The following is a 7,483-nucleotide window of genomic DNA, read 5'->3' as shown; positions in this document are numbered from 1 at the left end:
CGCTTCGCTATCTCGGTAAGGCCAGTGCGAAGTCCCTCCTTTGCCTTCTGAGGGTCTGCTAAGAGAGCATCGCGGTTTGGAAAGGTAAACTTGGTGTCTCGCACAATATGTGTGAATTTCCCAAGAGGCTTTGACGAGTAGACAATTCCGTCTGAAAAGTGTGTTTCTGTACAATTGCTTGAAGCCAATCTTACCGACGCGAATACACGCGGCTCCACTCCGGACTCTACTGAATAACCTGTGGAAATCGAGCTAAAAAGTACGGCATCGAATTTTCCAGATATCGAGGAGCAGTCTATTTCCTTACCATCGGCTCTTTTGGGCAATTGCGCCAATTGGGCAACTTCATAACCCTTGGACTGGAGAAGAGCAATAACACTGTCATTCCAGTGCCGGGCGACGTCTGGATTGGTGAGCTTGACAGAGGCGGTGAACTCCTTCGTTGCATTCTCTGCTCGTGTGGCTTCGATTCCTCCCAAAATTAGTCCCCCAATGGCTCCGAACATATAGAGGGCCGCGCCGCCTGGTGCTTGTCCTGGATTTAGAAAATACTTTTCTGGCTCAGCTACCGATATTACCGCCACTGTTTTTATCTTCTTCTTGGACTCGGACGAGAACGCAGTTTTGTCTACTGTGGCACATCCTCCGGTCAGTAATGAAACCGAAAGTACTGCTGCAAAGCTACGGCGCGAAATCAAGGGGTTCTCCAGTTTAGTGGTTTCAAAATTGCGAGCCGTAGCCCGAAAACGGCGGGTATGGCGCTCAGATGATGCCAGTCCCTGGCTCGCACGAACTCGGTGAAAACTGCCATGCGCCAGGCCGATTCAGCGGCCGCTGTGCGCGCGCATGCTGTCGGTCGATGGCTCCAGTTCAAAGCCCTTCAGAGCTGCTGTTGACCGGTGTGGGGCGCTGGACCTCAGGCGTCGCTGGGACGGATTCCACCGAGCGGCAGGTCCTGGATGTGCAGCAGTCACTCGGCCCCGCGGGGCGGCGAATGACCGGTAGCGGCGGCAGCGACCATCGAATCGCCAAAACTGGAAATCGACGGCCAGCCCGGAGCTGCGGACCGGAGGATTTCCGCTTTGGGCACTTTGCTGACCCTCGGGCGCCAACTACCAAGGACAGCCCCCAGCCTTGAGCCGCCTTTGCTCAACGGGAACCCTAAGCTTCAACAGCCAGCTTCGCATTCAACCTCGCCGCCAGATTGACCGCCCGCAGGAAGACCCGGAACTGTTCTACCGCGTCGGATGCTTCCCCCGGCTCCGAGCCCAGCTTGCCCAGGCCGAGCAGCCGGCTGTAGAGCTGGGCCTGCTCGGGACCGATGGATTCACTGAAGGCCAGCATCTGCAGCAGCTGGCTGGATGTGATCTGCATCTTGGGGCCCAGCCAGCCGCCCCATTTCCTGACGGCGACCTCCTTGCGTTCGAACACGCGCGGCTTGGCTCGCTGAGCCTCGACGGGGGCGCCGTCGATGCCGAGGTCGGCGAGGTATTTGAGAAGCAGGACCAGGTTGGCGTCCTTGCCGTCATCGGGCAGGCGCGCGAGCAGCCAGTCCTCGGCCTCCTTGCGAATGGGGTAGTCCACCTTGCCGATGCAGCCAAAGGCCTGGCCCGACAGATTGGCCGGACAACCCTTGCATTCGCCATCCAGCTCGCTGAGCGGCGCAATCATGTCCAGCAGTTGCCCGACCGTCACCTGTGTCTGCTTGGCCGTCCCGTCCGGGCTCTTGACGGTGATCTCGACCGTGCATTTGCTGGTCAGCGTCTCGCTGTCGGCGTGGGGAAATTTCTCGCGGAACTGGGCGATCGCGAATTCCGCAATGCCGCGGTGCCTGACCATGGACCGCAGCTTGACCTCCGGCGTGTACCGCCGGGCCGTACAGGGCCGCTGCAGCGCGAAATCGATAGCCATCTGATCCCTCCCTGGCGTGGCTCCATCGCGAGGAGTTTCGATGAGGCCCGCTGCTGCGCCAGCCCCCCGGATCCAGGGTGCAGTTGCTATTTACAACGGCAAGCCGGCCTGGATGCCACTCGTTGATCCGCCTAAGCGGCAGGCGCGACCTGCCCCCTGAACTGGGATAGGCGCTTGGGCCAGTCCGTCGCCGCTGAGAGGGCTCGAAGCTCGACGTCAAGCTGGTTCAGCCCCTCCACAAGAGCGGATGCGGTCTCGAAATCCATCGGCACCTTCTCCAGCAGGTCTTCGCCCAGCGCTTCGCGCAGCACGGAGCCGGGCACTGTCGGTTCCTGGGCACTCGCGGGCGCGGTGAGCGCCCCGCATCGCGACGCCGTGCCTCGCGGTAGCACGGCGCTACCTGTCCCTCGGCCGTCCGGCGGGTGGCCGGCCGGCTTCATCGGCCCGTCACCGTTAAATAGTTCTCTGGTCAGGCCACCATCCGCATGATCGAATCTGGCCTGACCAATTTGTCGTGCGTCCCATGAAGTAAAGGGAACCATGTCCAAACCTTCCTCCTCCCGCCGGCCGGATCGGCGTCGCGGCCCGCTGAGCCGGAATTTCACTGCCGCGCTGTGGGCCGCGCTGCGCCGGATCGCGCGCCGGCGTCCCCGCCAGCCGGCCTCGCCGGTCCAGCTGCCATTGTCGAAATCGGCAGCCGCAGAAGCGGAGGCGCTGGCACGGGCCCTCACCGAATTGCTGGGCCAGCATCCGTCGACGCGGCGGGTGATGCGGCATCTGGGCTACGTGGAACACCAACTGGCCCGGCAAGGTGCAGCGGCCCTCTCGGAGATGCCCGTGCACATCGTGGCGACCGCGCTGTCGCAACTGGAGGCGATCGTCAGCAACTGGTCCAACCGCGACCTGGCGGAGCTGCGTTCGCGAATGGCCGTGGCCGTCAAGAAGGGCTCGGAGGATGAGTTCCTCGGCCCCGATGGCGAAAGGCGCTCGGTGTTCGCGACGGCGTCACGCCTCCTCGTCGGGGACGTGAATCACTCGGTGTTTGAGGAATTGCAGCGGCAATACCATGGCTTGGTCTCCCCGGAAGGCATCGAGGCGGCCCTAGGCGTCGCGGCCTCACGCGCAACTAAGGCTGCGGCCTGACTTCAGCTGCGAATCTCCGCGTTGACCTCCTGAGGTCGCGGCGCTGAACCCCGCGCCGCCTATCGCCCGGCCAGCAAGGTCGCCACCTCCGCCGCCGACCGCACGCCCAGCTTCGCAAACACCCGGGCCCGGTGCACTTCCACGGTCCGCACCGACACGTTCAACTCGTCGGCGATGACCTTGTTGAGCTTGCCTGCCGCCACGCGCGTCATGACCTCGCGCTCGCGCTCGGTCAGGCTGGCCAGCCGCGCGCTGCGCTCGGCCACGTGCGCGCCCTCGGCCTGCATGGCCGCGTCCACGGCCAGGGCCTGCTCGATACGGTCGGCCAAGGCGTTGTCGCTGTAGGGCTTCTCCAGGAAGTCGAAGGCGCCCTTCTTTAGCGCCTCGACGACCATGGGGATGTCGCCATGGCCTGTCAGGAAGAGCACCGGGTTCCTCAGCCGGCGCGCCAGCAGTTCGTCGTGCAGGCGCGTGCCGCTCATGGGCTCCATGCGCACGTCGAGCAGGAACACGCCTTTGGGATTCCCTTCGCGGTCCAGCATCTCCAGCAGCGCCGGGCCGCCGTCGAAGGCGCGCACATGGAGGCCCCGCGAGCGCATCAGGAAGGCGAGTGCGTCACGCACGCCAGGGTCGTCATCGACGAGATGGATCGTGCCTTCAGCCATGGATCGTTTCCGTCTGGGTTTGCGGGCTCAGCGGCAGGCTGAACGAGAACAGCGCGCCGCCATTGGCGGCCTCGCTGGCGTCGAGCACGCCCTGATGGGCCTCGATGATGGAGCGGCAGATGGCCAGGCCCATGCCCATGCCGTCGGCCTTGGTGGAATAGAAGGCCGCGCACAGCTGTTCGACACGCCGGCCCTGCAGGCCAGGGCCGTTGTCCTGCACATCGACGCGCACGAAGTCGCCCACGACGCGGCTGCTGACTGCGATGCGCCGGCCGCCGTTCCCGGCCGGGCGCGCCTGCAGCGCATCCGCGGCGTTGCGCACCAGGTTGATGACCACTTGCTCGATCAGGACGGCGTCGGCCAGCATCGCCGGCACGCCCGGCGCGAGGCTCACGTCCAGCGTGACGCCGCGGCGCTGGCAGTCGCGCTTGAGCAGCTCGATGGCGGCGGTGACGACCTCATGCAGATCGCAGGGCTCGTGGCGAGGTTCGCGCCGCGTCAGAAACTCGCGGATGCGCGCGACGATGCGGCCGGCGTGCGCGGCCTGCTGGCCCAGGCGCTGCAGCGCGCCGAGCACGAGCTCGTCCTGCACGCCGAGCTTGGCCAGYGAGTTCGTGATGCCGGCGCCGTAGCTGGCTATTGCCGTGAGCGGCTGGTTCAGCTCATGGGCCAGCGTGGAAGCGACCTCGCCCAGCATGGTCAACCGCGCGTTGTGGGCCAGTGTCTCGACCTGGCGGCGCTCTCGGTCTTCGAGGCGCTTGCGCTCGGTGATGTCGATGATGCTGCCCATCCAGCCGATCTGCCGGCCGCCGGCATCCACCAGCGGCGACTCGAACACCATCACGTCGACCATGCGGCCTGAAGCGTGCCGCCAATGCGCTTCGTAGCCCTCGCGCGGCGCATGGCCGGCCAGGTTGCGGCGGTTGCGCTCCGCCACCTCGGCCAGTGCGTCGGGCGGCCAATAAGGCATCGGCGGCAGCATGCCGACCAGCTGTTCGGCGGGCAGGCCGACCATGTCGCAGAAGGTGCGGTTGACGTACAGCAAGCGGCCGTCGAAGTCGCGGGCGCGCAGCGCAACAAGCGCCGAGTCTTCCATCGCCCGGCGCCAGGCGGCCTCCGTGCGGCCGGCCACCTCGGCCCACTGCACCTGGCGCATCTGGCGGCGCAGCAACCAGCTGGCGACGGCGATCAGCGGCAGGAAGCCCGCCACCAGCACCCAGGCCAGCGGCCGCACGCCGTTGACGGCGGGGTCGCGCACCGTCAGCTCCAGCGCGGCGTCGGTCAGCGTCGCCTGCGTGAGCGGGCTGGCGCGCAGCGGGCCGGTCAGGGCGACGCGGTAGCTCGGCTTCTCGCCCAGGGCAGCGCGCAGGGGCGACTCGGTCGTGGAGGCGATGACCTGATCGGCGCTGTCGATGAGCTGCACGTCGTATTTGCGCGCCAGCCACCAGGGCACGCCACGCTTGAGCAGCAGGGCTGGCGCATAACGCACCACCAGCACGCCGTCGGGCGCGACGCGGGCGGTCAGGTGCAGGGACAGGCCGTCCTCATAGCGGTTGGCCTCGGACTCGGCCGGCACCTCGGCCAGCACGCGGTTGCTGCGCGAGTCCAGCCAGGTCACAGCCAACCAAAGGCGGCGCAGGCCGGCGTTGACCTCGGGGTGGGCCGCCAGCGCCGCGGTGCTGGGCACCTGGCCGGCCAGGCCCGCGGCGAGCTGGCGCAGATGGGCCTGCTCCTCGTCGATGCGGTCGCGCAGCTGGGCCTCAGTGCTGAGGGCGTCGGAAATCAGCGTCTGGCGCTGCAGCTCCTGCTCCTCGGCCTCGTTGGCGCGCACCCAGGTCAGCACGCCCCCCACGAACACCAGGGACAAACCCAGGGGTGCCAGCCACAGGCTTCGGGTCAAGAGCTCGCGCAGCGTCATGGAGTGCAGTCTAAGAAGAGAGTAGGCCGCGCGAAATGTGGAACTCCACAACTATCTGCAGGGTCCCGGGCTCGGAAGAATGCCGTCCAGACCCCTCATTCCAATATCGGAGACAAACCATGATCCTGCGCCGTCTCGCACTCGCCGCCGCCCTGGCCCTGCCTTTCAGCCTGCCCACGGCGGCCTTCGCCCAGGCCCCCATCGTCATCAAGTTCAGCCACGTCGTCGCGCCCGACACGCCCAAGGGCAAGGGCGCCCAGCGCTTCAAGGAGCTGGCCGAGCAGAAGACCGGCGGCAAGGTCAAGATCGAGCTCTACCCCAACAGCCAGCTCTACAAGGACAAGGAAGAGATGGAGGCCCTGCAGCTGGGCTCGGTGCAGATGCTGGCGCCGTCCCTGGCCAAGTTCGGGCCGCTGGGCGTCAAGGAGTTCGAGGTCTTCGACCTGCCCTACCTGTTCAAGGACACCGATTCCTTCCGCGCCGTGACCGACGGGCAGTTGGGTGCCGATCTCTTCAAGAAGCTGGAACCCAAGGGCATCAAGGGCCTGGCCTACTGGGACAACGGCTTCCACATCATGAGCGCCAACAAGCCGCTGCACAACGTGGCGGACTTCAAGGGCATGAAGATGCGCATCCAGTCCAGCAAGGTGCTGGACGCGCAGATGCGCGCCCTGGGCGCCATCCCGCAGGTGATGGCCTTCTCCGAGCTCTACCAGGCACTGCAGACCGGTGTGGTGGACGGCACCGAAGGCGTGCCGAGCAACTTCTACACGCAGAAGATCTTCGAAGTGCAAAAGCACATGACGATGTCCAATCACGGCCACCTGGCCTATGCGGTCATCGTCAACAAGAAGTTCTGGGACGGCCTGCCGGCGGACATCCGCACCCAGCTGGAAGCGGCCATCAAGGAAGCCACGACCTATGCCAACGCCATCGCCAGCACCGAGAACGGCCGCGCGCTGGAAGGCATCAAAGCCAGCGGCAAGGTGACCATCTACACGCCGACGCCCGCCGAGACCAACGAGTGGAAGAAGGCGCTGATGCCCGTCCACAAGGAGATGGAATCGCGCGTCGGCAAGGCCACCATCGAGGCCGCCTACAAGACGGCTGGCTTCGTCGCGCCGAAATAAGCCCCCCCCGTACCGGCTGACGCCGGCCCCCCAGGGGGCAAGCCAGCGGCCTGGCAAAGCCAGTTCCGCGGCTTCGCTCGGTCAATACACCGCCTGGCGTCCGCCGGAAGCGGTTGGAGAAACTCATGTTGAACAAAGCGCTCAATCATCTGGAGGAGTGGATGATCTCCTTCCTGATGGCCGCGGCGACGCTGGTGATCTTTTTCGCCGTCGTGCACCGCTACCTGGCCGGGCTGCCCTATATCCAGGACATCGCCCTCAAGATCCACATGAGCTGGGCCCAGGAGCTCTGCATCATCCTGTTCGTGTGGATGTGCAAGTTCGGCGCGGCCTATGGCGTGCGCACCGGCATCCACGTCGGCGTGGACGTCATCATCAACCGCATGTCGCCYGCCAACCGCGGCCGCTTCGTCATCTTCGGCCTGCTGGCCGGCGCGCTGTTCACCGGCGCCATCGCCGTGCTGGGCGGCACCTTCGTCTGGGACAACGGCGCCCACCACGCCTTCCTGGACCTCATCGGCCAGCCGCGCGAGGACGTCTACGAAGGCCCGACGACGCCTGACCTGGAATGGCCGACCTGGATGGTCTATTCGGCCATCCCGCTCGGTTCGGCGCTGATGTGCTATCGCTTCCTGCAGGTCTGCTGGACCTTCCACAAGACCGGCGAACTGCCCAAGCATGACGAGTCCCACGTCGAGGGCGTGGATGAACAGACC

Annotated in this window: 8 protein-coding genes; 3 read left to right on the top strand and 5 right to left on the bottom strand. The window is 65.5% G+C overall.

What is annotated here, in order from left to right; all coding sequences use genetic code 11:
- The 3 genes from AC1DU6_RS14595 to AC1DU6_RS14585 form a co-directional block, all read right to left on the bottom strand.
- Positions 1–698: hypothetical protein (locus AC1DU6_RS14595; protein ID WP_477857923.1), on the bottom strand; the 698-nt coding region annotated here is incomplete at its 3' end.
- A 463-nt stretch (positions 699–1,161) separates the two neighbouring features.
- The gene (locus tag AC1DU6_RS14590) at positions 1,162–1,911 is read right to left on the bottom strand and encodes a hypothetical protein (RefSeq protein WP_477857921.1); all 750 of its coding nucleotides are present in this window, start codon (positions 1,909–1,911) and stop codon (positions 1,162–1,164) included.
- Between the two features lie 131 nt (positions 1,912–2,042).
- Positions 2,043–2,234, bottom strand: a complete 192-nt coding sequence (locus AC1DU6_RS14585) for a hypothetical protein (RefSeq protein WP_477857920.1) — start codon at positions 2,232–2,234, stop codon at positions 2,043–2,045.
- Between the two features lie 217 nt (positions 2,235–2,451).
- On the opposite strand from AC1DU6_RS14585, the gene AC1DU6_RS14580 reads away from it, so the two are divergent.
- Positions 2,452–3,054 (top strand): hypothetical protein, encoded by a 603-nt coding sequence (locus AC1DU6_RS14580; protein WP_477857918.1) that lies wholly within the window; start codon positions 2,452–2,454, stop codon positions 3,052–3,054.
- Between the two features lie 59 nt (positions 3,055–3,113).
- On the opposite strand, the gene AC1DU6_RS14575 is transcribed toward AC1DU6_RS14580, so the two are convergent.
- Together AC1DU6_RS14575 and AC1DU6_RS14570 are read right to left on the bottom strand one after the other, a co-directional pair.
- A complete protein-coding gene (locus AC1DU6_RS14575) occupies positions 3,114–3,719 on the bottom strand; it encodes a response regulator transcription factor (protein WP_457321150.1) in 606 nt (201 codons plus the stop codon).
- Positions 3,712–5,637, bottom strand: a complete 1,926-nt coding sequence (locus tag AC1DU6_RS14570; protein WP_477857916.1) for a sensor histidine kinase — start codon at positions 5,635–5,637, stop codon at positions 3,712–3,714. The genes AC1DU6_RS14575 and AC1DU6_RS14570 overlap by 8 nt, the downstream gene beginning before the upstream one ends.
- 119 nt (positions 5,638–5,756) lie before the next feature.
- Here AC1DU6_RS14570 and AC1DU6_RS14565 point away from each other — a divergent pair, with 119 nt between their 5' ends.
- Both AC1DU6_RS14565 and AC1DU6_RS14560 read left to right on the top strand, forming a co-directional pair.
- On the top strand, positions 5,757–6,767 hold the full coding sequence (locus AC1DU6_RS14565; protein ID WP_056194552.1) for a TRAP transporter substrate-binding protein: 1,011 nt from the start codon (positions 5,757–5,759) through the stop codon (positions 6,765–6,767).
- A gap of 125 nt (positions 6,768–6,892) precedes the next feature.
- Positions 6,893–7,483, top strand: a 591-nt coding sequence (locus AC1DU6_RS14560; protein ID WP_477857914.1) for a TRAP transporter small permease, incomplete at its 3' end; no start/stop codon positions are given.

The organism is Roseateles sp. P5_B10, assembly GCF_056400485.1.
This window is presented reverse-complemented; position numbering and strand designations above follow the sequence as displayed.

Bases quoted from the DNA above. Each gene is read 5' to 3' on its own strand.
- AC1DU6_RS14590 (WP_477857921.1), bottom strand. From the start codon at position 1,911: ATGGCTATCGATTTCGCGCTGCAGCGGCCCTGTACGGCCCGGCGGTAC.
- AC1DU6_RS14580 (WP_477857918.1), top strand. From the start codon at position 2,452: ATGTCCAAACCTTCCTCCTCCCGCCGGCCGGATCGGCGTCGCGGCCCG.
- AC1DU6_RS14575 (WP_457321150.1), bottom strand. From the start codon at position 3,719: ATGGCTGAAGGCACGATCCATCTCGTCGATGACGACCCTGGCGTGCGT.
- AC1DU6_RS14565 (WP_056194552.1), top strand. From the start codon at position 5,757: ATGATCCTGCGCCGTCTCGCACTCGCCGCCGCCCTGGCCCTGCCTTTC.